The 25,392-nt window shown below is 74.2% G+C and carries 20 protein-coding genes and 1 riboswitch; of the genes, 7 read left to right on the forward strand and 13 right to left on the reverse strand.

Annotated elements, in window-relative coordinates; translation table 11 throughout:
- Positions 1-39: 39 nt before the first annotated feature.
- The gene (locus DMP15_RS18880) at positions 40-1,275 is read right to left on the reverse strand and encodes an FAD-dependent monooxygenase (protein WP_073577004.1); all 1,236 of its coding nucleotides are present in this window, start codon (positions 1,273-1,275) and stop codon (positions 40-42) included.
- Between the two features lie 220 nt (positions 1,276-1,495).
- Here DMP15_RS18880 and DMP15_RS18885 point away from each other — a divergent pair, with 220 nt between their 5' ends.
- Positions 1,496-2,926, forward strand: coding sequence for a lipopolysaccharide biosynthesis protein (locus DMP15_RS18885; RefSeq protein ID WP_139282917.1), 1,431 nt, complete (start codon positions 1,496-1,498; stop codon positions 2,924-2,926).
- Positions 2,927-4,118: 1,192 nt separating this feature from the next.
- Here DMP15_RS18885 and DMP15_RS18890 read toward each other — a convergent pair.
- Positions 4,119-5,009, reverse strand: coding sequence for an ATP-grasp fold amidoligase family protein (locus DMP15_RS18890; RefSeq protein ID WP_073577007.1), 891 nt, complete (start codon positions 5,007-5,009; stop codon positions 4,119-4,121).
- Positions 5,010-5,266: 257 nt separating this feature from the next.
- Here DMP15_RS18890 and DMP15_RS18895 point away from each other — a divergent pair, with 257 nt between their 5' ends.
- From DMP15_RS18895 to DMP15_RS18910, 4 genes are all read left to right on the forward strand, one after another.
- Positions 5,267-6,268 (forward strand): glycosyltransferase, encoded by a 1,002-nt coding sequence (locus tag DMP15_RS18895; RefSeq protein ID WP_161152466.1) that lies wholly within the window; start codon positions 5,267-5,269, stop codon positions 6,266-6,268.
- A 28-nt stretch (positions 6,269-6,296) separates the two neighbouring features.
- Positions 6,297-6,866, forward strand: a complete 570-nt coding sequence (locus tag DMP15_RS18900; RefSeq protein WP_337826258.1) for a hypothetical protein — start codon at positions 6,297-6,299, stop codon at positions 6,864-6,866.
- 43 nt (positions 6,867-6,909) lie between these two features.
- Positions 6,910-8,112 carry an MFS transporter gene (locus DMP15_RS18905; RefSeq protein ID WP_179760243.1) on the forward strand — a complete coding sequence of 401 codons (1,203 nt, stop codon included), beginning with the start codon at positions 6,910-6,912 and terminating at the stop codon, positions 8,110-8,112.
- A 66-nt stretch (positions 8,113-8,178) separates the two neighbouring features.
- Positions 8,179-9,507, forward strand: coding sequence for an MFS transporter (locus DMP15_RS18910; RefSeq protein WP_073577011.1), 1,329 nt, complete (start codon positions 8,179-8,181; stop codon positions 9,505-9,507).
- 3 nt (positions 9,508-9,510) lie between these two features.
- Here the strand turns inward: DMP15_RS18910 and DMP15_RS18915 are convergent, their stop codons facing one another.
- Positions 9,511-10,986 (reverse strand): MFS transporter, encoded by a 1,476-nt coding sequence (locus DMP15_RS18915; RefSeq protein WP_179760245.1) that lies wholly within the window; start codon positions 10,984-10,986, stop codon positions 9,511-9,513.
- 117 nt (positions 10,987-11,103) lie between these two features.
- On the opposite strand from DMP15_RS18915, the gene DMP15_RS18920 reads away from it, so the two are divergent.
- Entirely contained in the window at positions 11,104-12,660 is a 1,557-nt protein-coding gene (locus DMP15_RS18920; RefSeq protein ID WP_337826259.1) for an acetolactate synthase large subunit, read from the forward strand.
- A 101-nt stretch (positions 12,661-12,761) separates the two neighbouring features.
- Here the strand turns inward: DMP15_RS18920 and DMP15_RS18925 are convergent, their stop codons facing one another.
- Positions 12,762-13,955 carry a hypothetical protein gene (locus DMP15_RS18925; RefSeq protein WP_179760247.1) on the reverse strand — a complete coding sequence of 398 codons (1,194 nt, stop codon included), beginning with the start codon at positions 13,953-13,955 and terminating at the stop codon, positions 12,762-12,764.
- Complete coding sequence (locus tag DMP15_RS18930; protein WP_073577015.1) at positions 13,952-14,584, reverse strand: hypothetical protein; 633 nt, start codon at positions 14,582-14,584, stop codon at positions 13,952-13,954. Before DMP15_RS18930 ends, DMP15_RS18925 begins: the two co-directional genes overlap by 4 nt.
- 141 nt (positions 14,585-14,725) lie before the next feature.
- Between DMP15_RS18930 and DMP15_RS18935 the strand changes: the two genes are divergently transcribed.
- A complete protein-coding gene (locus tag DMP15_RS18935; protein ID WP_073577016.1) occupies positions 14,726-14,983 on the forward strand; it encodes a hypothetical protein in 258 nt (85 codons plus the stop codon).
- 3 nt (positions 14,984-14,986) lie between these two features.
- On the opposite strand, the gene DMP15_RS18940 is transcribed toward DMP15_RS18935, so the two are convergent.
- The 8 genes from DMP15_RS18940 to DMP15_RS18975 form a co-directional block, all read right to left on the reverse strand.
- Positions 14,987-16,054, reverse strand: a complete 1,068-nt coding sequence (locus tag DMP15_RS18940) for an alpha/beta fold hydrolase (RefSeq protein ID WP_073577017.1) — start codon at positions 16,052-16,054, stop codon at positions 14,987-14,989.
- 94 nt (positions 16,055-16,148) lie between these two features.
- Complete coding sequence (cobN, locus tag DMP15_RS18945; protein WP_337826260.1) at positions 16,149-19,850, reverse strand: cobaltochelatase subunit CobN; 3,702 nt, start codon at positions 19,848-19,850, stop codon at positions 16,149-16,151.
- A 90-nt stretch (positions 19,851-19,940) separates the two neighbouring features.
- Positions 19,941-20,014: riboswitch (cobalamin riboswitch) on the reverse strand.
- Positions 20,015-20,069: 55 nt separating this feature from the next.
- Complete coding sequence (locus tag DMP15_RS18950; protein ID WP_083658869.1) at positions 20,070-20,696, reverse strand: hypothetical protein; 627 nt, start codon at positions 20,694-20,696, stop codon at positions 20,070-20,072.
- Between the two features lie 7 nt (positions 20,697-20,703).
- Entirely contained in the window at positions 20,704-21,036 is a 333-nt protein-coding gene (locus tag DMP15_RS18955; protein WP_073577019.1) for a helix-turn-helix domain-containing protein, read from the reverse strand.
- A gap of 133 nt (positions 21,037-21,169) precedes the next feature.
- Positions 21,170-22,225, reverse strand: coding sequence for an ABC transporter ATP-binding protein (locus DMP15_RS18960; RefSeq protein ID WP_073577020.1), 1,056 nt, complete (start codon positions 22,223-22,225; stop codon positions 21,170-21,172).
- On the reverse strand, positions 22,213-23,091 hold the full coding sequence (locus DMP15_RS18965) for a nitrilase-related carbon-nitrogen hydrolase (protein ID WP_217266925.1): 879 nt from the start codon (positions 23,089-23,091) through the stop codon (positions 22,213-22,215). The genes DMP15_RS18960 and DMP15_RS18965 overlap by 13 nt, the downstream gene beginning before the upstream one ends.
- Before the next feature lie 61 nt (positions 23,092-23,152).
- Complete coding sequence (locus tag DMP15_RS18970) at positions 23,153-24,319, reverse strand: hypothetical protein (RefSeq protein ID WP_073577021.1); 1,167 nt, start codon at positions 24,317-24,319, stop codon at positions 23,153-23,155.
- Positions 24,320-24,332: 13 nt separating this feature from the next.
- Positions 24,333-25,328 carry a nuclear transport factor 2 family protein gene (locus tag DMP15_RS18975; RefSeq protein ID WP_073577022.1) on the reverse strand — a complete coding sequence of 332 codons (996 nt, stop codon included), beginning with the start codon at positions 25,326-25,328 and terminating at the stop codon, positions 24,333-24,335.
- Positions 25,329-25,392: the final 64 nt, after the last annotated feature.

Here is a 25,392-nt window from a genome sequence, read left to right on the forward strand (position 1 = left end):
CGGTGCGCATGCCGGCGGCAAGCGGCTTCGCGACCGGACTCAGCTCTGCCGACCACGCAGGGCCGACCGCCGGACGCGGCGGGCGGTGGTCAGACCGCGCCGCACCTGCCGCAGCGCGGGCACCTGGGTGGCGCGGTGCAGGGTGCGGTGGATGCGGCCCATGTCGCCCCGGCGGTCGGTGAGCGACCACGCGAACTCGACGGGGTCGGTGACCTGTTCGAGCTGGCGTCCGGCCTGCTCGAACCACTGCATGTTGCGCCGGGCGGCGTCCTGGATCGGGCCGATCTCCGCACGCCGGCGGGCGTCGTAGGCCGACAGCGCGGCGCCGCGGCCGTTCGGGCAGGTCAGGTCGGCCGCAGCCGTCTGACCGGCGACGCCGTAGAGGGCGTCGACCAGACCCATCGAGTCCTGCATGGCCAGCACGGTGCCCGAGCCGATCCCGAAGTGCGTGGTGTGCGCGGCGTCGCCGGCCAGCACGAGGTCGCCGTCGCGCCAGGTCCGGTTGCGGACCTCGCGGAAGCGCAGCCACGGCTTGTCCCCGAGCCCGCCGAGGGGCTCGATGAGCCGGCGGCCGGCCAGCGTGCGGTGGAAGACCGACTCGACGAGCCGGACGGCCTCGGCCCCGGACATGTGGTCCAGGCCCAGCGCCTCCCAGGTGTCGGGCTCGCACTCGACGATGCAGGTGCTGACCCCGTTCGACGAGGGGTAGAGGTGGATCCACATCCAGCCCGCGTCGGTCGGCTGGAAGTCCCAGACGAAGGTGTCGGAGTCACTGTCGGCGCCGAGCCAGACGTAGGGGTTCGTCCCCTCGTCGACGGTGGTGCCGAAGTGCTCGGCGCGCGCGGTGCGGATCCGGCTGCCGACGCCGTCGGAGGCGACGACCAGGTCGGCGTCGAGGTCCGCGCGGTCCACCGGGGAGCCGTACTCGATCGTCACGCCCAGCTGCTCGGCCCGGCGCGCCAGCACGTCGAGCAGGTCGACGCGGGCGATCGCGTAGCCGTACTTGCCGCCGACGTGCACCGGGCGGTGGTCGCCGACCCGGATCTCCTGTGCGTTCCACAGCCGGGACGCACGGCGCAGCGCCTCGCCTCCCGCCGGATCGTTGCGGAACGCGTCGTCGAGCATGTCCTCGCCGTAGGTGACGGCGAACCCGTGGGTCCGCCCCGCCTCGTTGCGTTCGTGCACGACGACCTCGTCGCGTCCACCGGACCGGAGCCTGGCGAGGACCGCCAGATACAGACCGGCCGGCCCCCCACCCGCGCAGGCGATACGCACGCGAGCCCCCTTCGGTTCATCAGGTCACCGGAAAGGATGCACCGTAGCGCAGCGATTGCGCGCCACGACGGGGTGTGTATGTCCGGGAGGTCCGACCCCGGCCGGTGACGGGCCGTCCGGGGCCCCTCCCCCTGGCACCCGGGTGGTCGACACCTGGTTAGCGTGGTGGTGTGCACGCACTCAGCGGGACGTCCCGCGCCGCCGTCCGGTGGTGCGCGCGATGAGCGTCGGGGAGATGGTCGCCGGCCGGGTCCGCTCGGTCCGCCGCGAGATGGGCAACCCGCTCTACCGCAACGCGTACGCCCTGATGCTCAACACCGTCGTCAACTCCGGCTTCGGGTTGCTCTACTGGGTCTTCGCCGCCCGCGTGTTCAGCACCGAGGACGTCGGCCGTGGCAACGCCATGGTCAACCTGATGATGCTGATATCGGTCCTGACCTCGCTCAACTTCGGTCAGGCCCTCATCCGCTTCCTCCCGACGGCCGGACGCGACTCACGGTCGCTGGTGCGGCTCGCGTACGGGATCAGCGCCGCCATGGCGGTCGTCGGCTCGGCCGCGGTCATGACCTACTGCCACGTCGCCTACGCCCCCGGCGACCCGCTGCACGTCTCCCCCGGCTTCGCCGCGTGGTTCGTGGTCTCGACCGCCGCGTGGTCCATCTTCAACCTGCAGGACCAGGTCCTGACCGGGCTGCGCTCGGCGATGTGGGTGGTGCTGGAGAACGGCGTCTACGGCGTCGTGAAGCTCGGGCTGCTCGTGGTCGTCGCGTTCACCTCGGTGTCCGACGGCGTGTTCACCTCCTGGAGCGCGCCGGTCATCGCGCTGCTGGTGCCGTTCACCCTCCTGATCTCGCGGCGGCTGCTCCCCCGGCACACCGCCGAGACCGCGGACCGCGACGACGCGGGCGCCCCGGACCGCGCCACGCTCGCCCGCTACATGGGCGGCGACTACCTCGGCCAGGTGTTCAACCAGGCCATGTCGTCGTTCCTGCCGGTGCTGGTGGTCATGACGATCAGCCAGGCGGCCAGTGCCTACCTGCTGCCGGCCCAGACGGTCTTCCTCGCGATGAGCATGCTGTCGATGGCGATCACCTCGGCGCTGGTCGTGGAGGGCTCCCGGAACCCGGCGCACGCGCACGTGTTCGCCCGGGCGGTGCTGCGGCGGATCTGCCTGCTGGTGTGGCCCGCCTCGCTGGTCATCGCGCTCGCCGCCCCGCTGCTGCTGTGGTTCTACGGGCCGCAGTACGTCGAGAACTCCACGACGCTGCTGCAGCTGCTGATGGTGTCCATGTTCCCGCGCGTGATCGTGACGATGTGGATGACCAAGTCCCGGCTCGCGAACCGCACCTTCCCCCTGGCCGTGCAGCAGCTCGTGCACTGCGCGATCGTGCTCGGCGGGATCCCGCTGCTCGCCCCGATGCTCGGGGTCGACGCCGTCGGCTGGATGTGGCTCGCGGGCGAGCTGGTCCTGGCGATCGTCTTCCTGCCGTCGGTGGTGCGCTGGCTGCGTCAGCCGGTCCCGCCGCACCCGCCCGGCGACGGCGGCACCGCCGGCCCGGACGGCCCGGATCCCCTCGCCCGGGACGACGACACCCGGCCCATCGGCGGGCCGGAGGCACGGACCCACGAGTTCCCCCGCGTCCGCGACTGATCCGCGGTCCTGCCGGCTCCGGCGCTCCCTCCGGCTCAGGGGCTCGGAGCCTCGGGGCTCCGGAGGTCCCGGGGCACGGATCCACCGAGCTCCGGGCTTCCGGGGCTCCGATTCACCCGACCTTCCGGCTTCCGGAGGTCCGGTCCAGCGAACTCCGGGCTTCCGGGCGACAGACCGGCCCACGGTCCGCCGGCCACCCGGGGCAATGGCCACCAGCGCTTCCACTCGCGGGCGACCACAGCTGCGAGGCTGCGCCGCGGCACAGCACGGCACGCCGGCCCCCGGCCCGGCGGTCCTGTCGCACCTCGGACGAGGTCGTCGCACCCGCCGCACGGGGTGCGACGACCTCGTGAGGGGTGCGGCAGGTCGCGTGGGGGACCTCGTCGGCTGCAGCGATGCGGCCGTGCGCCCTGCCGAACCCCGCAGTCGTCCGCACCCCACGGAATCGCACCCCGCGCGACGAGGGTGGTCCTCACCCACGCACCGAGGAGCGCCCCACCGGACGACGTGCGAGACAGACCTGTCGATCAGTACGTGAGCGCTGTCCGACCAGGCGTCGGCAACGCTCAGGTACTGATCGATCGGCGGCGGGCGCCGTCCTCGCACGCTCTCCGCGGCCCGCATCCCGGTTCCGCTCCGACGACCGCCAGGAAGGCACCTCGGGACCGGCGTGGGCGGCACACCTGTTGCCGGGGGTGTGGCCGCCCGCGACGGGGTGTGGATGGGGGCGGCGACCCGCGACGACGCACGGCGGCCGTCGCGTGGGGTGCCGCGGCCGGCGGCGGGTCGCCGCGGGGTCGTCGGGGCTCGGCGCGGCGGACGGGTCGGGCGGAGAGTGTGCGGCGGCGAGGGCGGCGCAGGACGAGGGGCTGCGCGAGAGCTCGATGAGTGGACGAGCCGGGTGCATGGACGAGGCCGGTCCGCGCACGCCCGGCGGGTGCGGGGACCCGGCGTAGGGATGGACCCGGGTGGGTGCGCGCCCGGTGGAACGCACGGGCCGGGACGCATGCGAGGCCCGGCGGGTGCACGAGTCCGGGCGTACGCGGAGCCCGGTGGGCGCGCGGGCCCTCCGGGTGCACCGGCCCGGGGATACGCGCGAAGGCCCCGGTGGAGGCGAAGTCCGGGGCCCGTACGAGACCCGGGGAGAGACGCGAGCCCGGGTGCGCCCGAGAGCCCGGTCAGGAGCGCCCGGTCAGGAGCGCTGGATGAACTTCTCCGGGATCGGGGTCCCGTTGCGCCACAGGTTCCCCAGCGCCCGGTCGAAGGCGCGGGGCCGCAGCCGGACGAGCCCGCCGCCCGGGTTGTGGGTGATCTCGCCGAAGTAGACGTGCCCGTCGACGTCGTAGAGGTCGACGCGGGCGAAGGTGAAGTCCTTGCCCAGCGCGCGGGCGATCTCCAGCATCCGCTCGTAGGACGCGGGCTTCTCGGGCAACGCGTCCGCCTGGGAGAAGCGCCCCGAGATCCGGAACGGCACCCAGTCCGGGTGCAGCATCGTCGAGGTGTGGGCGACGAAGCGGTCCTGGTCGATGACGACCATCGCCGGCTCGCCGTGGAAGACGAAGAACTTGTAGTCGGCGGGTGGCTTGGTGCCGTCGCCGATCATCTCCTCGACGACGGCGCGCGGGGTGAGCCCCTCGTAGGGGCGCTCGCGCCAGCCGTGGGTGAAGAAGTCGGTGCGCAGCCAGCGGGCGACCGTCGAGCGGATCTTCGCGTGGTCGGCGGCGGCCGGGTGGCGCACCAGGATCGTCATGTCGCAGCCGTGGGTGCCCTTGACGACGTAGGGACCCGCGGGGGCCTCCAGGTCGAGGTCCTCGGGCCGCTCGACCACCTGGATGAGCGGGATGAGGTGCTCGGCCCCGATCCGCTCGGCGACGTGGTCCCGGACGGCGTACTTGTCCGCGGTGACGTGCACCAGCTCGGGCTGGTCGTCGAGGTTCTTCTTCGCGAGCAGCTGGGACCAGGTCCGCGGCCGCCGGAACGTCGTCAGCTCCCCCTGGAACAGGGCGTGGTGGGCGATCGCGAAGGCGCGGTGCGGCAGGAACCGGAGCCGCCGGGACAGCATCACCCGTGCGTCGAACGACATTCTCCGGACGATAGCGACCCTCTCCCACCACCCGGCTCACCGGCCCCGGACCGGGTGGCCCGGCGCCCGGGGCAACCTCGGATGCCGCACGGACGTCACCAACAGTGCGCACGCTCGTTGCCATTCGCGAGGAATGCCCGCAGCACGGCCTCGGTCGAGGGCGTGCCGAATGCTCTGCGTCACCCCCTACGGTGAATGCGGGGCCGACGGCGCCGAAGACCGGCGCACCCCGGAAGGAGCTGGCGACTGTGCCGATCGTGCGGAACCCTCACGTTCTCGTCACCGTGATCACCCCCGCCTACAACGTCGGTCCCTGGATCGGTGAGGCCATCGACTCGGTGCTCGCGCAGACCGAGTCCCGGTTCGAGTACCTCGTCGTCGACGACGGGTCGACCGACGACACCGCCGACGTCGTCCGCTCGCGCGCCGAACGCGACCCGCGGGTGCGGCTGATCCAGGTGGAGAACGGCGGCTCGGGTGCCGCGCGCAACCGTGCCCTGGCCGAGAGCGCCGCCCCCTTCGTCGCGTTCCTGGACGGCGACGACCGCTGGCACCCCGAGTTCCTCTCGCACATGCTCGAGACCATGCACACCGCCCCGCCCGGGGTGGGGATGGCGTACTGCCACACCCGCGTGATGCTGGAGTCCGGGCAGGTCGTGGCGCTGCGCTGGCAGCCGTCGGGCAAGGTCGACATCGACAAGCAGCTGGTGGAGAACAACCCGCCGCACAACGGCAGCTCGCTGATGATCCGCCGGGCCTGCTTCGACCAGGTCGGCGGCTTCGACTGCTCGCTGCCCTCCGCGGTGGACTTCGAGATGTGGCTGCGGATCGCCGCCGGCTCGAACTACCCGCTGATGTGGGGCACCCGCCGCTGGCTGCTCGACATGCGCCTGATGCGCACCGGGTCGATCAGCTCCAACCGGCAGCGCCGGTTCGAGTGCCTGGACAAGGTCATCGCCGACTACGCCCCCCGGATGGGCCGCCGGCACCCGGGCATGGCCTACGTCCGGCCCGCGGTGTTCGCCTACCGCGACGGGCTGGACGACTTCGGCGACCGGTGGGCGCTGCTCGCCCGCGAGGCCGGGGCGACGGAACTCGCGAAGGACTCGTGGGGCCGGTCGCTGCTGGCCTGGAGCAGCGCGGGCCGCGAGCGTCGCGCGCAGCTGCGCAATGTCCGTGACACCGCCCGCAACGGTGCCTACAAGGGCATGTCCGGAGCGCTGCGGACCGCGGTGAGGATCAACTCGCTGCGGGGATGATCCCGGCGCGCGGCGGGTGTCCCCCGGCGTGCGACCGACCAGGGCGATCCCGTACCGCGGCGGCCTCACCCGCCGTCGTCGGGGACGGGGGCTCAGCTACCACGACGCGACCGGCGCCGCCGTCGCCGCGCCGGTGCGGGCCCGGATCGAGGAGCTGGTGATCCCGTCCGCCTGGCGGGAGGTATGGCTCTCCGAGCGGGACCGCGACCACATCCAGGCCGTCGGCTACGACGACGCCGACGACCACGTCCGGTCGCTCACCGACGCCGCGCACACGGCGAAGGACCTGCGGGCCCGGAACGCCACCGTCGTCGGCGCGGTCGCGTTCGCCGAGCACGGCTGGGCCGGTGGCGCCGGGCTGTCCGCGACCGCGCTGGAACGGGCCGAGGCCGCCACGACGTGCCGGGTCGCCCGGGCGCTGGGCAACACCCCGGCCGTCGCCCGCAGCAGCTACGTCGACCCGCGCGTGGTGCGGGCCTTCGAAGAGGGCCACACGGTCGCGGCCGGGTTGCGCTGCATCCCGCGCGGCGCCGGCGAGCACCGCACCCGGGTCGCCGTCGGACGGGCGGTGCTGCGGCTGCTGGAACGCCACAACTGACCCGCGGCCCCCCGGTGCCGGCCGGTCGGCGCATGATGGGTCCGTGGTGGCAGTCGAGGCGGGCCGGACGGAACGACGGGCCCGGGCGGCGGTGGCCCTGGTCTTCCTCACCAACGGCCTGGTCTACGCGAACCTGCTGCCCCGCTTCCCGCAGATCAAGGCCGATCTCGGCCTGTCCAACACCCAGCTCGGGCTGGCGGTGGCCGCGATGCCGTTCGCGGCGCTGCTGGCAGGGCTGACCGCGGGCCCGCTCATCGCCCGGTTCACCTCGGCGAAGGTGGCCTCGTTCGGGATGGCGGTGATCGCGCTCGGCGTCGTGCTGGTGGGGTTCGCACCGTCCTGGGCGCTGTTCGCCACGGCCATGCTGCTGGTCGGGGCGTCCGACGCCGTCGTCGACGTCGCGCAGAACGCGCACGGGCTGCGGGTGCAGCGCCGCTACGGCCGGTCGATCCTCAACGGGTTCCACGCGCTCTGGTCGGTCGGAGCGGTCGCGGGCGGGCTGATGGGCTCGGCCGCCGCCGGGACCGGGCTGGCGCTGCCGGTGCACCTGGGGCTCTCGTCGCTGCTGTCGGTGGTGATCGCCGTCGCGGTGTACCCCCTGCTGCTGAGCGGCGCCGACGGCGACGACCGCCCGGCCCCCGACGCGGCCGACGGTGCACCGCCGCGGCGGCCGTGGACCGGGCTCTGCCCCCGCACCGTGGCGCTGCTCGCCGTGTTCGGGCTGGTCGCGATCTCCGGCACCCTGGTCGAGGACTCCGGCGCCACCTGGGCGGCGGTGTACCTGCAGGGGCTCGGGGCCGGTGCGGCCGTCGCCGGCCTCGGGTTCGTGGCGCTGCAGGGCTGCCAGTTCGTCGGCAGGCTGATCGGTGACCGGATGGTCGACCGGTTCGGCCAGCGCGCGGTGGCCCGCGCCGGCGGTGGGCTGGTGCTCGCCGGGATGGGGCTCGCGCTGGCGTTCCCGACGGTGCCCGGGACCGTCGCCGGTTTCGGTCTCGCCGGGTTCGGGGTGGCGACGCTCGTCCCGGCCGCGATGACCGCCGCCGACCACCTGCCGGGGCTGGCCCCCGGGACCGGGCTGACGATCGTCACCTGGCTGATGCGGGTGGGGTTCCTGGTGTCGCCGCCGGTGGTCGGGCTGGTCGCCGACGCGACGTCGCTGCGGGCCGGGCTGCTGGTCGTCCCGGTGGCCGGGCTGGTCGTCGTGCTCGTCGCGGGGGTGCTCTCCACCCGTCGCACCCGGGCCTGAGCACAGGCAGATCGGATCACTCGTGCGTCTCGACACGAATCGGACGACCCCTTAGCGTCAGGGCGCATGTCCTCCACCGTCCCGCCGGCGCCGCCGGGACCCGCACTCCGGTCCTCTCGCAAGGTCGCCACCGCCAGCCTGGTCGGCACCACCATCGAGTGGTACGACTTCTTCATCTTCGGCACGGCCGCGGCCCTGGTGTTCAACCAGGTGTTCTTCCCGTCGGTCGACCCCGTCACCGGCACCCTGTCCGCGTTCGGCGCGTTCGCCGTCGGGTTCATCGCCCGCCCGCTCGGCGGGGCGGTGTTCGCGCACTTCGGCGACAGGGTCGGCCGGAAACCGATGCTCGTCTACTCGCTGCTCATGATGGGCGCGGCGACCGTCGGGATGGGTCTGCTGCCCGGCTACGACACGCTCGGGGTCTGGGCTCCGGTCCTGCTGGTGACGCTGCGGTTCCTGCAGGGGTTCGGCGTCGGCGGCGAGTGGGGCGGTGCGGCGCTGATGGCTGTCGAGCACGCCCCGTCGCACCGGCGCGGGTTCTACGGCAGCTGGCCGCAGGTCGGTGTGCCGCTGGGCCTGGTGCTGGGGACGGCGACGTTCGCGGTGCTGTCCGCGACGCTGACCGACGAGCAGTTCCTGGCGTGGGGCTGGCGGGTGCCGTTCCTCGCGAGCATCGCGCTGATCGGGGTCGGGATGTGGATCCGGCTCGGCGTCCACGAGTCGCCGGTGTTCCGGCAGGCGATGGACGAGAAGGCCGCGAACCGGATGCCGGTGCTGGAGGCGCTGCGCACCTACCCGAAGGAGATCCTGCTCGCCGCCGGGTCGTTCCTGGCGACGAACTCGACGTTCTACGTCTCCTCGGTCTGGCTGGTCACCTACGCGACGCAGTCCCTGTCCTACGACCGCACGACGATCCTCGCGGCGAACTCGGTGCTGTCGCTGTCGGACATCCCGCTGATCATGGCGTTCGGTCTGCTGTCGGACCGGATCGGGCGTCGTCCGATGTTCGTCGGTGGGATGGCGCTGCTCGCGGTGTTCGCGGTGCCGTACTTCTGGCTGGTGTCGACCGGCAGCATCTGGCTGTTCCTGCTGGGCGGGCTGGTCGTGCAGGTGGCGCGCTCGGCGGTGTACGGGCCGCAGTCGGCGTTCTTCGCCGAGCAGTTCTCCACCAGCATGCGGTACTCGGGGGCGTCGCTGGCCTACCAGATCGCGTCGATCCTGGGCGGCCTCGCGCCGCTGCTGTGCACCGCGCTCGTCGCGCTGACCGGGTCGCTCTACGCCGTCGCCGGCTACGTCGTCGGGATCGCGCTGGTGTCGATGGTCTGCTCGTGGCTGATGACCGAGACGCTGCGGTCGGGGCTGCGCGACGACGCCGCCGCCGTCGCCAGGACCTGACCCCTACCGTCCGCCGGTCGCGGTCACCGGCGTGCCCCGTCCGCGGGCACGCCGGGCCGCGACCAGGTCGGTGACCCCGAGCACGAGGGCCAGCGCCACCAGCCCGACGGTGATGAGCAGGCCGTGCGAGATGGCGTCCGCCCAGTCCCCGCCGGACGCGGTGAGCCTGCCGAAGAACACCGCGCCGACCGCGGACAGCCCGATCGCCGTCCCGATCCGCTGCCCGGTCTGCAGCACCCCGCCCGCGGTGCCGCCGGAGGTGTGCGGGATCTCCGACAGCGCGAGGGTCTGGTTCGGCGCGATCACCAGCCCGCCGCCCGCCCCGGCGAGCAGCAGCGGCCCGGCGATCGCGAGCCCGGTCCACGGGCTGTGCGCGGTCGCGGCCAGGACGAGGTCGGTGACGCCGAGCCCGACCATCACCGTCGCCAGCCCGACGACGATCATCGGCTGCCCGAACCGCGCCACCAGGCGCCCGCTGAGTGCGGAGGTGACGGCCGAGCCGAGCGCGAACGCCGTCATCGTCAGCCCGGTCTGCAGCGGGGTGTAGCCCAGCCCGTTCTGCAGGTAGAGGGTGAGCACGAAGAAGATCGAGGTGAACCCGGCGAAGTAGACGGTGCCCAGCGAGGCCCCGACGGCGTAGCTGCGGGTCCGCAGCAGCGCGAAGTCGATCAGCGGGTGACCGTGGACGCGCTTGGCCCGACGCTCCCACGCCACGAACGCCGCCAGCGCCGCGACCGAGACCGCGACCAGCCACCACGGCGCCGACGCCGGGTCCCGCTCGGCGAGTACCAGCGGCAGCATCAGCGCGACGACGGCGACGCCGAGCAGCACCGAGCCGCCCAGGTCCAGCGGGCGCCGCTCCCCCGTGGTCACGGTGTCGGCGGGCAGCAGCCGGAACGCCGCGACCAGCGCCGCGACGCCGATCGGGATGTTGACGAAGAAGACCCAGCGCCAGCCGTCGGCGTCGCCGGCCCAGGACAGCAGCAGCCCGCCCAGCAGCGGGCCGACCGCGGTCGAGATCCCGACGACGGCGCCGAACATGCCGAACGCGGTGCCCCGCTCCGGGCCGCGGAACAGGTCCTGGATGAACCCGACGACCTGCGGGGACAGCAGCCCGGCCGCGACGCCCTGCACCAGCCGGACCGCGACGAGCACCTCCGGGTTCGGCGCGAACCCGGCGACCGCGCTGGTCAGGGTGAACAGGGCGAGGCCGGTGACGAACATGCGACGGCGGCCGCGGTCGTCGCCGAGACGCCCGGACGCGACCAGGACCAGGCCGAACGTCAGCGCGTAGCCGGACACGATCCAGGACAGCTGCGCCGCCGAGGCCCGCAGGCCGGCCTGCATGGCGGGCAGCGCGACGTTGACGATGCTGACGTCGAGCAGGCTCATGAACCCGGCGACCAGGCAGACCGACAGCGCCCGCCAGCGTCGCGGGTCGGGGGTGTACGCCTCGGGCGCGGTGCGGTCGTCGCTCACAGTCCCTCATTCCGCGTCCTGGCGATGCGGGCCGCAACTCGAACCCGGGTCCTGCGGACACGCGTCACATCGTGTGGACTCACCGACCATGTGGACCGAAGAGATCGGGAACCGGTCGTGAGGGGCGCCGAGGCGCTGGTCGGGTCGCTCACCGCGGCCGGGGTCGACGTGTGCTTCATGAACCCGGGGACCTCGGAGATGCACTTCGTGCAGGCGCTCGACGCGGTGCCGGAGATGCGCGGGGTGCTGGCCCTGTTCGAGGGCGTCGCGACCGGTGCCGCCGACGCCTACGCGCGCATCGCCGGGAAGCCGGCGGCGGTGCTACTGCACCTCGGGCCGGGGCTGGGCAACGGGCTGGCGAACCTGCACAACGCCCGCCGGGCCGGGACGCCGCTGCTGTGCGTGGTCGGCGGGCACGCGACCGACCACGTCCGCTTCGACGCGCCGCTGGAGTCCGACATCACCGCGGTGGCGCGGACCGTGTCCGGGTGGGTGCACACCAGCGGCGACGTCCGCGACGTCGCCGCCGACGCGATGCGCGCCCTCGCCGCGACCGGCGAGCGCGGCGGGCAGGTCGCGACGCTGGTGCTGCCGGCCGACGTGTCCTGGTCGGAGGGCGCGTCGCCCGCCCCGCCGCTGCCGGCCGTCGGGCCGTTCCCCCCGGATCCCTCGCGGGTCGCCGCGGCCGCCGATGCCGTCCGCGCGCCCGGCGCGACGCTGCTGCTGGGCGGGCCGGCGCTGAGCGCGGCGGGGGTCGACGCCGCCGGGCGGATCGCCGCGGCCACCGGGACCCGGCTGCTCGTGGAGACCTTCCCCCGGTGCTGGGAGACCGGCGCCGGCCGGACCCGCATCGACAAGCTCGCCTACTTCGCCGAGCAGGCGATCGCGCAGCTGGACGGCACGTCGTCGCTGGTGCTGGCCGGGGCGCGGTCGCCGGTGTCGTTCTTCGGCTACCCGGGGGTACCGGGGGACCTGGTGCCCGAGGGGGCCGCCGTGGTGGGGCTGGCCGACCCGGCCACCGACGCGACGGCCGCGCTGGAAGCCCTCGCCGACGCCGTCGCCGGCGACGCCGACCCCGCGCTCGCCCCGCACGAGGCGCCGGAGCCCGCGCCGGGGGCGCTCGACGTGCGGGGGCTGTGCGCCGCCGTCGCCGCGACGCTGCCGCAGGACGCGATCGTGGTCGACGAGGCGCTGACCGCAGCGGCGTCGCTGGCGATGTCGTTGCAGACCGCGCCGCGACACACCCAGATCGCGCTGACCGGTGGCGCGATCGGGATGGGGCTGCCCGCCGCGGTGGGTGCCGCGGTCGCCGCGCCGGACCGTCCGGTGGTGGCGGTGCAGGCCGACGGCAGCGCGCTCTACACCGCCCAGGCGCTGTGGACGATGGCCCGCGAGCGGCTCGACGTCACCGTCGTGCTGATCAACAACGCGGCGTACTCGATCCTGCGGGTGGAGCTGGCCCGCACGGGGGCCGGGGAGGCGGCGCACTCCGGGCGGGCGGGCCGGATGCTGGACCTGTCCGACCCGACGCCGGACTTCACCGCACTCGCGACCGGGCTCGGGGTGCCCGCCGAGCGGGTCACCACCACCGAGGGTCTGCTCGACGCGCTGCGTCGGGCACAGGCCGAGCCGGGTCCGCACCTGGTCGAGGCGATCGTCCCCGCCCTGGGCTGAGCCCCCTCGTCCGGAGGGCGCAGCCGGACGCCGCACGGGCCCGCGGTGCGCCGCACAGGTTCTTCCCCGTGCGGCGCACCCGGAGCTCGTGCGGCGCGGCGTCAGAGGGACAGCAGGCGGTCGAAGAACTCGCGGTAGCGGGTGAGCGCCTGGCGCAGGTCCTCGGTCGAGGCGTCGTCGCGGGAGAACTGGGCCTCCAGGTCGTCGCGCTGACGACGGAACAGCGACTCCATCTCGTCGAGGATCTCCCCCACCAGGGCGTTCGCCCCGTGGACGGCGCGGCGGGGCTCGTCGACGAACTCGCCCTTCAGCGTCGACCAGCGGTCCTGGTACTCGCGGGCCCGGTCGGCCGGGAGCAGCGACGAGCCGCCGGTGGCGGGGTCGGTCGCCGCCGGGCCGGCCCCGGGTCCGGTCGTGCCGCCCCGCGGGTCACCGGGGTCGCGCAGATCGTCGTGCCCGCGGCCCGGTGTCGCGTCGTGGTGACGGCCGCCGGGCGCGCCGTCCTCCCGTACGGGTGCGCCACGGGTGGTCGCCGCGGCGGCCACGCCGGCCGCGGTCCCGCCTGCGGCCGCGGCGGTCCCGGCACCGCCCGCGGAGCCGGGCGCCGCGTCGTGGGGCGGTGCGCCCGTCCCCGGTGCGCCGTTCCCGACACCGCCACCGGGCGGGACCCCGCCCGCGTCGGCCGGTCCGCGGCCGCCCGCCGCCGCGGGGTCGCCGAGGGTGTCCCGCCGTCCGGCCGGGCCGGCGTCGCGCGGGTCGGCACCCGGTGCGCCCGGGCCGCCATGGGGGGCGCCGCCGGGCAGGTGCCCGCCACGGGGGTCGACACCACGCGGGTCCCCGCCCCGTACGTCCCCGCCACGCGGGTCGCCACCGCGCACGTCGACGCCCCGCGGGTCCCCACCTCGGAGGTCCCCGCCGCGCGGGTCGCCGTCCCGGGGGCCCGCGCCGCGGGGCCCACCGGCACCCGGGTCGGTGCCGAGCGGGGCGGCGACGCGGGGATCACCGGCACGAGGGTCGCCGCCGGGGTCGCCGGCCCGTGGGTCCCCGCCGGCCGCACGGTCCTCGGCCAGCCGTCCGCCGGGGGCGTCGCCCGGCCCGGCCCCGGGGCCTGCCAGCGGCGGGGCGTCCGGGTCACCGTGGCGCCGGCCCGGGACGCCCGCGTCCTGCTCGGCGGTGCCCGCCGCCTCGCGGCGCTCCCAGCCGGCGTCACGCTCGTCCTCGCTGCGGCCGGTGAACGCGTCCTTGATCGAGTCGGCCAGTCGGGCCGCCTTGCTGCTGCCCTGGTGCTCGCTCATGCCGTGGTCTCCCGTCGGGTGTCCTGGTCCGGTCCGCCCTGGCGGTGGCGGCCGTCGTTCTCGGGACGGCCACCGGAACCGGTGCCGTCGCCGTCGTCGAGCAGCGCGTCGATCAGTGCGCGGTAGCTCGTCACCGCGTGCCGGAGGTCCTCGGTCCCGGCTCGCCCGGCGGAGTGCTCACGGGAGATGGCCCGTGCCTCGCGGTAGCGCTGCGTGACGACCGGGTAGGCGACGGACAGGTCCTCCTCCCGGCGGTCGACGTCCTCGGCGGGGTACCCGCGGGCCGCCATGACGTCGGCGACGAGCGCGTCGGCGTCGTGCACCGCCCGCGACGGATCGTCGACGAACCCCTCCTGCACCTGCTGCCACCGGCGGCGGTAGCCGTCGCGCTCCTGCGGGTCGAGGGATCGCAAGGTCAGCGCGTCGTGGCGCTTGCGGCGCTGCGCGAGCTCCTTCTCCGCGTCGCGGGGGTCGTCCGCGTCGCGCACGGTGCGCTCGTACTCGGGTCCGAACTGGTCGCGGAGCTCGGCGGAGCGACGACGGCGCAGCATCGTCGCGGCGACCACGGCGAGTACGGCGACGACGATCACCACCACGGCGACGACGATGATCGTTGTGATGTCGGTCATAACGCGGTGTACCCGACTGCGCGTGCCGGAAACACGGAGCGTGGTTGTTGATCACGACAGGTGGTCACTGAATCGACTTGACCTGCACCGGGGTTCAGGGCGGGGCTGCTGCCGGGCCGGCTCGCCGTCGGGTCCGGGGGCGTGTCGGGGCTCGGGATGGGTGGGGCGTTCTCCGCGATCGCCTACCTGACCCTCGCCCACTCCGACACCCACGACGTCGGCCCGCACTCCTCGGCGGCCCAGCTCCTCGACCAGCCGGCGACGGCGGCGCTCGTCGGCCTGGGCGGCGCGCTGCTGGTGGCGCCGGCGTCACCGGCCGTCGCGCTGCCGGTCGTGGTCGCGGTGCCCGCGGTCGCCGGTGCGCCGGCCGCGTCGCGGACGCGGGTACCGGGGCGCTGAGCCTCAGATCCCGGACGGGCGGGCGAGCAGCTCGGCCACGGCGGCGTCGATGAAGGCCGTGTCGACCGGGTTCTTCCCGCCGCCGGCGAAGTGGCCCCACACCCCGGGGATCACCCGCAGCTCGGTGCCGGCCCGCATGTGCGACACCGCCCAGGCCTCGTCCTCGGGCGGGAAGTACAGGTCCTTCTCCGCGGGCATGACGATCGCCGTCGCCCGGATCGAGGCCAGCGCCTCCTCGGTCGAGCCGGCGCCCGGGGTCGCGCCGACGTCGCCGTGCCACCAGGTGTCGAGCATGGTCAGCAGGTTGTTCGGGTCCCGACCGTCGAGGAAGAAGCCCTCCCAGAAGTCGACGACGAAGTCCTCGAGCGAGGTGTTGCCCAGCCGGCGCCACTCCTCGTCCCGGTAGAACGCCTGGGAGAAGCCCCAGCCGGCGTAGATCCGGGCGAACGCGCGCAGCCCCTGCGCCGGCGGGACCGTGTAGCGGCCGCCGTCGAACCCGACCGCGGCCTGGAGCGCGGCACGCAGCGAGTCGAGGAACACCTGGTTGTGCGGCGCGGTCCGCGGCGATCCGCAGAACGGCAGGATGCGCTGCACCATCTCGGGGTGGCTGACCGCCCACTGGTAGGTCTGGCCCGCACCCATCGACCACCCGAGCACCAGCGGAAGCGTGCTGATCCCGAAGCGTTCGGTGACGAGCCTGTACTGGGCCTCGACGTTGTCGCGCACCCGGATCGGTGGGAACGACGGGCCGTCGTGCGGCACCGGGGCGTTCGACGGCGACGTGGACAGCCCGTTGCCCAGCATGTTCGGCACGATGACGAACCAGCGGTCCGGGTCGAGCGCCATCCCCTCACCGATCAGCCACTCGTTGTCCCAGTGCCGCCCGGAGTACCAGGTCGGGTAGACGATCGCGTTGTCCTTCGCCGCGTTCAGCTCGCCGTAGGTGCGGTAGGCGATCCGGGCCGGGCGCAGCGTCCGCCCGCAGTCGAGCGTGAGGTCGTCGATCTCGAAGACCTCGTAGGGCTCGTCGCGGCCGTAGCGGGGCCGGGCGGTGGGCTCGGGGTCGGGCACGGGGTCCTCCGGGGCTCGCGACGGTCGACCGATGGTTTCCCAGGAAATATGTTCCTGGGAAACCATCGGTGTCAAGGCCGGAGGGTCCCGCGGCTCAGCCGTCGCCCTCGATGTCGCCCTCGGACTCCAGGTAGGCCTGGCGCAGTGCGTCCAGCGTCGCGGACTCCGGGCTCTCCCAGAGACCACGGTCGACGGCCTCCAGCAGCCGCTCGGCCATGCCGTGCAGCGCCCACGGGTTCGACTCGGCGAGGAACTTCCGGTTGTCCGGGTCCAGCACGTACTCGGCGGTCAGCGTCTCGTACTGCCAGTCCGCGATGACGCCGGTGGTGGCGTCCCAGCCGAACAGGTAGTCGACGGTCGCGGCCATCTCGAACGCGCCCTTGTAGCCGTGCCGCCGCATCGCGGCGATCCAGCGCGGGTTGACCACGCGGGCACGGAAGACCCGGGCGGTCTCCTCGTGCAGGCTGCGGGTACGCACCGCCTCCGGACGGGTCGAGTCCCCGACGTAGGCGGCCGGCGCGGTGCCGGTCAGCGCGCGCACCGTGGCGACCATGCCGCCGTGGTACTGGTAGTAGTCGTCGGAGTCGGCGATGTCGTGCTCGCGGGTGTCGATGTTCTTCGCCGCCACCGCGATCCGCCGGTAGGCGTTCTCCATGTCGTCCCGTGCGGGGACGCCGTCGAGGCCGCGGCCGTAGGCGTAGCCGCCCCAGGTGGAGTAGACCTCGGCGAGGTCGGCGTCGCCGCGCCAGTCACGGGAGTCGACGAGCTGCAGCAGCCCGGCACCGTAGGTGCCCGGCTTGGAGCCGAAGATCCGGGTACGGGCGCGACGGTCGTCGCCGGTGCGCTCGCGGTCGGCCTCGACATGGGCGCGGACGTAGTTCTGCTCCGGGGTCTCGTCGAGCTCGGAGACCAGCTTCACCGCGTCGTCGAGCAGGGCCAGGACGTGCGGGAACGCGTCGCGGAAGAACCCGGAGATCCGAACCGTGACGTCGACGCGCGGGCGGCCGAGCTCCGCGAGGTCGATGACCTCCAGGCTGCGCACGCGACGGCTCGCGTCGTCCCACACCGGGCGGACGCCGAGCAGGGCGAACACCTCGGCGACGTCGTCGCCGGAGGTCCGCATCGCGCTGGTCCCCCACACCGAGAGGCCGACGCTGCGCGGGTACTCGCCGTGGTCGGCCCGGTAGCGCTCGACCAGCGACTCGGCCATCGCCTGCCCGGTCTCCCAGGCCAGCTTCGACGGGACCGCCTTGGGGTCGACGGAGTAGAAGTTCCGCCCGGTCGGGAGCACGTTGACCAGTCCGCGCAGCGGCGAGCCGGACGGGCCGGCCGGGATGAAGCCGCCGTCGAGGGCGTGCAGCACCCGGTCCAGCTCGTGCGCGGTGGCGTCGAGCCGGGGCACGACCTCGTCGGCGGCGAAGCGCAGCACCGCCGTGACCGCGTCCACGTCGACGCCCGGGAGCCCCCCACCGGTGCCCCCAGGGGAACTCTCGTGGCCTAGAGCGCTACGAGAGTTCCCCTGGGGGCCACCGGGGACGGGGGCCAGGTGCTCGGCGACCACCGCGGGGACGGCGGCGGGGTCCCAGGAGCAGGTCTCCATCGCCGAGCACAGGGCACGGGCGACGGTCTCGACGGCGTCGGTGCGGGTGTTCGACTCCGAGCCGTCCTCGACCAGGCCGAGCGCCTGGCGCAGACCCGGCACGGACTGCTCGCCGCCCCACATCTGCCGGGCGCGCAGCACCGCGAGCACCAGGTCGACGCGCTGCTCCCCGGCCGGTGCCTGGGCGAGCACGTGCAGGCCGTCGCGGATCTGGACGTCCTTGATCTCGCAGAGCCAGCCGTCGACGTGCATCAGCATGTCGTCGAAGACGTCCTCGTCGGGGCGCTGCTCCAGCCCGAGGTCCTGGTGCATCTGGGCCGCGGTCATCAGCGTCCAGATCTGCTGGCGGATCGCGGGCAGCTTCGCCGGGTCGAGCGCGGAGATGTTCGCGTGCTCGTCGAGCAGCTGCTCCAGCCGGGCGATGTCGCCGTAGGACTCGGCGCGCGCCATCGGCGGGATGAGGTGGTCGACCAGGGTGGCGTGCGCCCGGCGCTTGGCCTGGGTGCCCTCCCCCGGGTCGTTGACGAGGAACGGGTAGACCAGCGGCAGGTCGCCGAGGACGGCGTCGGTGCCGCAGGAGGCCGACATGCCCAGCGTCTTGCCGGGCAGCCACTCCAGGTTGCCGTGCTTGCCGATGTGCACGATCGCGTGCGCGCCGAACCCGCCCTCGGACTCGGGCGCGGCCAGCCAGCGGTAGGCGCCCAGGTAGTGGTGCGACGGCGGCAGGTCCGGGTCGTGGTAGATCGCGACCGGGTTCTCCCCGAACCCGCGGGGCGGCTGCACGATCAGCGTGACGTTGCCGCGGCGCAGTGCCGCGACGACGATGTCGCCGTCCGGGTTCTGCGAGCGGTCGACGTAGTGCTCGCCCGGCGCCTCGCCCCAGTGCTCCTCGACGCCGGACCGGAAGTCCTCGGGCAGCGTGTCGAACCAGCTGCGGTACGTCGCGGCGGAGATCCGGACCGGGTTGCCGGCCAGCTTCTCCTCGGTCAGCCAGTCAGGGTCCTGCCCGCCGGCCTCGATCAGGGCGTGCATGAGCGCGTCGCCGTCGCCGGCCTCGACGCCCGGGAACGCCGCCTCGCCCTCGGTGGCGACCGCGTAGCCCGCCGCGGCCATCGTCCGCAGCAGCGCCACCGTGGACGCCGGGGTGTCCAGCCCGACCGCGTTGCCGATCCGCGCGTGCTTGGTCGGGTACGCCGACAGCATCAGCACGATCTTCTTGTCCGCGTTCGGGACGCGGCGCAGCGTCGCGTGCTTCACCGCGATCCCGGCGACCCGGGCGGCCCGCTCGTCGTCGGGGACGTAGACCGACAGGCCGTCGGCGTCGGTCTCCTTGAACGAGAACGGGACGGTGATCAGCCGGCCGTCGAACTCCGGCACGGCGACCTGGGTGGCGACGTCGAGCGGGGACATCCCGTCGTCGTTGGCCTCCCAGGTGGCGCGGGAGCTGGTCAGGCACAGGCCCTGCAGGATCGGGACGTCGAGCGCGGCCAGCTCGGTGACGTCCCACTCCTCGTCCTCGCCGCCGGCCTGCGCGCCTGCGGGCTTGGTGCCGCCCGCGGCGAGCACGGTGACGACCATGGCGTCGGCCTCGCGCAGCCGCTCCAGCAGCGCGGCCGGGGCCTGGCGCAGCGACGCGCACCAGATCGGCAGCGCGCGGGCGCCCTTCGCCGCGATCTGCTCGCAGAGCGCCTCGATGTAGCGGGTGTTCCCGGCCAGGAACTGGGCGCGGTAGAACAGCACCGCCACCGTCGGCCCGTCGACCTCCGTGTCGGGCAGGGACAGCTCGCCCCACTCGGGCAGCTCCACCGGCGGCGCGAACCCCTCGCCGGTGAGCAGCACGGTGTCGGACAGGAACGCGTGCAGCTGCGCCAGGTTCTCCGTGCCGCCCTGCGCGAGGTAGGTGTGGGCCTCTGCCGCGACGCCCGCGGGGACCGAGGACAGCTCCATCATCTCCGCGTCCGGGGCCATCTCCCCGCCCAGGCAGACCAGCGGCGTCGCGCGGGCCCGCAGCAGGTCCAGCCCCTCCTCGAAGTAGCGGTACCCGCCGAGGACGCGGACGACGACGACGTCGGCCGCGTCGGCCATCTCCGCCAGCTCGTCGTGGGTGACCCGGTTCGGGTTCGCGAGGCGGTAGTCCGCGCCCGAGGACCGGGCCGAGAGGAGATCGGTGTCCGAGGTGGACAGCAGCAGGATCACCGGACGGCTCCGGGGGCGGTGTGGGCGCGCGTCATCGACGTACCTTCCTCGGGATCCTCGTCCCGGGTGGGGTGGCGCGGCGAACGGGCGCAGTGTCTGGCTCCCCCTCGCCGGGGCGAGGGGTCACAGTGGCGGGACCGCGCCGGACTCGCACCGGCTTCCTGGGGTTCCGCTCGCCGTCTTCGGTTGTCGTGAGTCACCATCGGTGGCGCCACCGGGTCACGTCAAGGAGCGCTCGACCAGGGTGGTGATCCGCACGTGCGACGGTGTGGCGGGGGCCGAGCCGAAGCCGAACCGGACCGGCGGGACGACCGGGGCCAGCCCGCCGCAGTCGCCGTCGTCCCAGCGGGCCGAGGCGGCGGCGACGCGGTGCAGGTCGCGGGCCCCGTAGTACTCGCGACGGCCGTTGCCCGCAGTGCCGACGGTCCGCACCCCGGGCATCACCCGGCGGGCGATCGGGTCGATCGCCCGCAGCCACCACGGGTGCACGGCGAGCGCACCGGGGACCGCACGCAGGAGCCGGCCCAGCGGCGGGCGACCACCGACCCGCCAGCCGACCTGCAGCGGCCCGGCGACGACCCGGCGCCGGTCGTCGTGGGCGGTGTGGGTCACCGGGACGATCCGGACCTCGTCGAAGGTGTAGGTGGCCGAGACGAACTCCGCGACCTCCCCGGTCGGGGCGAGCAGGGTGCGGTGCCCGTCGGCGGACTCCGTCATGACGTCGGTGAACGACCCCAGCGGGGTGTCCGGCCAGTGGCCGACCACGATCCGTCTGCCCGAGGTCGTGCCCAGCCCGCAGATCCAGCCGTCGAAGCGGTCCAGGACGGGGGATCCGGCGGTAGGCACCCCGCCATCAGAGCCGATCGGCGCCGTTCCCGCCCGGGGAGACCCCGTCCCTACCGGCGCGGCCGAGGTCACGGGCCTGCAGGGCGAGCCACAGCTCGTGGCGGTCCTGGGCCGCGGACAGGCGTCGTCCACTGACCTGCTCGGCCGCGGTGATCCGGTTCCGCCCGGTGTGCCGGTGCACGCCCAGCGCGGTCGCCGTCGCCTCCCAGTGGCCGTTGTGCTCGACGAACGCCGCCACCGCGCGCAACAGCTCGGGGCCGCGCGGGTCGGCGTCGAACGGGCCGAGGACGGCGACGGCGAACCCGCCGAGCCGCTCGTGGTCGAGCAGGGCGAGCAGCATCCGGGCTGGTCGCGTTCGTCGCGGTCTCGCTCGCGATCCGCCCCGTCGACGACGGCGTCCGCACCGGCTGGGACCGGCGGGTGGGCGCCACCGGGGGCCGGGACCGAGGACCCGGGCGGCGGCGCCCGGGCCGTCAGCCCAGCCGGGCGCCGTCCGCGGCGAACAGGTGGGTACGCGCCGGGTCCGGTGCCAGGTGCACCCCGGTGCCCCGCGCCGGGGGCCGGCGCCCGTCCACCCGGGCGACCATCGGGTGTTCGACGCCGTCGACGCGGGTGCGCCCGTAGACGTAGGCGTCCGCGCCGAGCTCCTCGACCAGGTCGATCTCCAGCGGGATGCCGTCGTCGGCGAGGTGCAGGTCCTCGGGGCGGACCCCGAGGGTGACCGCGTCCCCCGCCCCGCGCGGCACGGCGACGTCGACGCCGCCCAGCCGGACGCCGTCGGCGGTCACCGGCAGGCTCAGCAGGTTCATCGCCGGCGAGCCGATGAAGCCGGCGACGAAGGCGTTCGCGGGCCGCTGGTAGAGCTCGCCGGGGGCGGCGCACTGCTGCAGCACGCCGTCGCGGAGCACGGCGACCCGGTCCCCCATCGTCATGGCCTCGACCTGGTCGTGGGTGACGTAGACGGTGGTGACGCCGAGCCGGCGCTGCAGCGACGCGATCTGGGTGCGGGTCTGCACCCGCAGCTTGGCGTCGAGGTTGGACAGGGGCTCGTCCATCAGGAAGACCTGCGGCTGGCGGACGATCGCGCGCCCCATCGCGACCCGCTGGCGCTGCCCGCCCGACAGCGCCTTCGGGCGTCGCCCGAGGTACTGCTCGAGATCGAGGATCCGGGCGGCCTCGGCGACCCGGCCGGTGATCTCGGCTTTCGGGACGCCTGCCATCTTGAGCGCGAAGCCCATGTTGTCGGCGACGGTCATGTGCGGGTAGAGCGCATAGTTCTGGAACACCATCGCGATGTCGCGTTCCTTGGGCGCGACACCGGTGACGTCGCGATCGCCGATGCGGATGTGGCCGTCGTCGACGCCCTCGAGCCCCGCGAGCATCCGCAGCGAGGTGGTCTTGCCGCAGCCGGACGGCCCGACCAGGACGAGGAACTCGCCGTCGGCGATCTCGAGGTCGAGTGCGTCCACCGCGGCCCGGGGGGACCCCGGATAGCGGCGGGTCACCGCGTCGTAGGTCACGCCGGCCATGGTGGTGCTCCTTCGGTGTCGGAGTCGGTGTCGGTCTCGCGGTAGAGCTCGGGCCTGCGGTCGTGCAGGACGTGGTTGTGCGGCGAGAGGCGCTTGTCGCGGGCGGCGGCCGGGTCGAGCGTGGCCAGCAGCACGCCGGGCTCCCCCGGCGGCGGACCGCCGGGGCCGGCGAGCAGGTTCCCGTCGGCGTCGGCGATCACCGGCGCGCCGAACCAGGCGACCCCGCGCTCGGTGCCGCAGCGGTCCGCAACCACGATGTGCACCCGGTAGGCCCCGGCGACGGCCCGGACCTTCGCGACTTCCAGCGGGTCCTGCCCGGTGGGGGTCGGGCGCCACGGCCAGTTCACCGGGGCGGCGACGATCTCGGCGCCGCCCTGCGCGACCCGGCGCACCCACTCGGGGAACTCCAGGTCGTAGCAGACCATCGGGGCGATCCGGCCGGCAGCGGTCGCGACCACCGGAGGTGGCGCCTGGCCGGGGGTGAACAGCTCCTTCTCCCGGTCCCAGAGGTGCGCCTTGCGGTAGACCGCGCGGCGCACCCCGTTCTCGACGACGGCGGCGCTGTTGTACACGCGGCCGTCGGCCCCGAGCTCGGCGAACCCGGCGACGACGACGCAGCGCAGCTCCGCCGACAGGGCCGCGAAGCGGGCGACGGTGGGACCGTCGGCGGGTTCGGCGGCGGACCGCGCCTCCGCGGCGTCGGCGAAGGCGTACCCGCAGACGGTGAGCTCCGGCAGGACGACGAGCCGGGCCCCGCCGGCGACCGCCTCGCGCACCGCGCGCTCGGCGATCGCCGGGTCCGGGGCGTCGATCCGCGCCGGGATCCGGCACGCCGCCGCCGTCACCGCACCGGCGGCACCCGGCACCACCGGTCCGGGCGCCGCCCCCGTCGGCCCCGTGGGTCCCGTCCCCGGCATCGGCCCGGCCTCAGTCGTCCTCGGCCGCGAAGGCCAGCACCGCGGCCGGTGCGAGGTAGCCGTCGGCGTCGAGCACCCGGCCCCGGTCCCGGGCACCGGCCACGACCTCGCGCGCCCACTCGTGCCGGACCCGGCCGTCGCCACCGGTGACGACCAGCAGCTCACCGGTGCCGGGGGTGGCGGTCCGGCCGCCGTCGGCGTCGAGCGCCGTCATCGACCGCCAGGCACCGGGCGGCACCGACAGGGTGTCCCGCGGGCCGAGCTCGACGGTGCGCGCGTCCTCGCCGGTGTTGAGGGTGACCGCCCAGTGGCCGGCCTTCACCGTCAGCACCTGGGTCGCGTCGTGCCGGTGGGTGAGCACGCCGTCCCCGGGCAGGGCACGCAGCCACGCCAGCGCGAACCCGTGCGGGTCGAGCAGCCGCGGTGCCGCGGCCCGGCTCTCCGCGGTGCCCCAGCCGATGACCGGGGCGAGCTCGGCGCCACCGCCGGGCAGCCGCGAGCACAAATAGGGCTCGGCCACCCACGGCCGGTCGGCGACGTGCACGACCCGGCTGCGGAACTGCTCGGGGGTGTAGACGTCGAGCCGGTCGATCTCGGCCTGCTCCATCGGCCGGATCAGCGCGACGTCGTCGGGCAGCGGGTCCCCGGCGACGGTGTCGATGAGCCGGTTGTCCGCCGTGAGGTGCAGGCCGTGACCGGCCGCCTCGGTCAGGACCGTGGGGCCCCAGATGATGCCGCCGGTGTCGTCGCGACCCAGGACCGTGAGCAGGATGCCGTCGTCGTCGCCGACGTTGGTGAAGCCGCGGAAGATCCACGGCGGGACGGAGACGACGTCGCCGTCGACGCTGCGGTAGCCGCCCTGGGTGCCGTCGGGTCCCCACCGCAGCTGGTAGTCGCCGTCGAAGTTGATGAAGACCTCGGCGGTGAAGTGCAGGTGCAGGCTGTTCGTGGTGCCGTGCGGCATACCCGCCGCACCGAGGTTGAAGCCGTGCGGCTCGCGGAGGTTGACGTGCTGGGACGCGTTCTGCGTGACCCCGGGGCCGATGAAGGAGTAGTTGTCCTTCCGGTCCGAGCCGGGGGTGCGGCAGTCGATGAACGCGGCCTTGCACGGGACCCAGTCCGCGTGCCGGACGGTGCGGCGGGCGAGCTCGTCCGCGCTGACCACCGTGTCGTGCATGTCGGTGCTCCGGTCAGTAGATGTTGGTGTCGGTGAACGCCTCGGTCCGGCCGGCGTCGATCTGCGCACGCAGCGCGATCTCGTCGAACACCCGGACCTCCTTGACGATGCGGCCGTCCTGGACCAGGAACTGCGAGACGCCGAGCAGCTCCACCTCGCCCCCGGTGAGCGGACCGAACGCCGGTGTCCCGCGGTAGGTCCCGCGCATCACCCAGGTCACCGCGATCCGCAGGCCGGCGTAGCGCTCGGCGTGGTTCGTCTGGACGTCGCGGACCTCGAACCGGGCGTCGGGGAACGGTGCGACGAGCGCGAGCAGGTCGCGCTGGTAGCCGTCCGGACGCACGACGGTCTGGTCCCCGACGGTGTGCAGGAACAGGTCACGGTGCATGTAGTCGGTGACCTTCTGGTAGCGCCGGGAGTTCCAGACCTCGTCGAGGAACTCCAGCACCATCTCGCACTCGGGCCGGAAGTCGTCCGGCCGCGGCCCGCTGTCGCCGACGGCGAGCACGTCCTTCGGCGGCTCCTCGGTCATCGAGCCCTGGTAGCCGCGGAAACGCTGCCCCCGGGCCGCCTCGGCCGGGTCGATGCCCCGCTGCAGGCACTCGGCGAGCTCGTCGCGGACCACCCACTCCTCGACCATGCGGCCGCGGCGGTAGAGGCAGTTGGCGATGGTGCGCTTGCGGATCCGCTTCACGACGCCGTCGACGAGGATCTCGTCGGCCGAGAAGACCAGGTGCGAGCTCAGGAACGCGTCGTCGCCGCGGGCCTCCCAGACCACGTCCTCGGCCTGACCGACGTGCTGCGGGGTGCCCGCGATGCGCATCAGGCTGCCCTCGATCACCCCGTCGCGGCCGATCACGGTGCCGAGCCCGCCGTGGACGATCGAGTCCGGCTCGTAGTTGTCGACGATGTAGGACACGTCCCGCTGGACCCAGATCCGGTCGGTCACCTCGCGGATGAAGTCGTCCGGGTCGTTGTAGGGCTCGTACGCGACCGGGTCGAGCGTCATGGTGGTCCTTCCTCGTCGATTCCGTGCACCTCGCACTGTATGCGTATGCACAACCGACGGGCAA

Source organism: Pseudonocardia sp. UM4_GMWB1 (assembly GCF_017312155.1).
In the GTDB taxonomy this organism is placed as follows: Bacteria; Actinomycetota; Actinomycetes; order Mycobacteriales; family Pseudonocardiaceae; genus Pseudonocardia; species Pseudonocardia alni.